The organism is uncultured Tenacibaculum sp., assembly GCF_947502995.1.
In the GTDB taxonomy this organism is placed as follows: domain Bacteria; phylum Bacteroidota; class Bacteroidia; order Flavobacteriales; family Flavobacteriaceae; genus Polaribacter.
The window spans coordinates 1-277 of the sequence record NZ_CANNBW010000080.1 but is presented as its reverse complement, the minus strand read 5'-3'; the positions used below and the strand labels follow the sequence as shown (position 1 = coordinate 277).

Annotated in this window: 1 protein-coding gene; it reads left to right on the top strand. The window is 33.9% G+C overall.

Annotation, left to right across the window (positions count from 1 at the left end; all coding sequences use genetic code 11):
- Nucleotides 1–212: transposase (locus Q1A46_RS20825; protein ID WP_299683586.1), on the top strand; the 212-nt coding region annotated here is incomplete at its 5' end.
- Nucleotides 213–277 lie beyond the last annotated feature (65 nt).

Sequence of the window (277 nt, the reverse complement as noted above, 5' to 3'; positions counted from 1 at the left end):
TTAGCTATTTAGTAAAGCAACTAAAGGGTAGAAGTTCTCGTAAACTTCAACAAGAATTTAGAAAGTTAAGTGATCTTTACTGGGGAAAACATTTTTGGGGAGTTGGCTATGGTGTTTGGAGTACAGGTAATATCACAGATGAAATGGTCAATGAGTATTTAGAACATCATAGGAAACCGAACTCGGATAATTCTAATTTTATATTAGAATGAAAAAGGGGACTTTTAGTCCCCAGTATAATAAACCTCTGTACTTTCAGTGCAGAGTGATTTAGTTA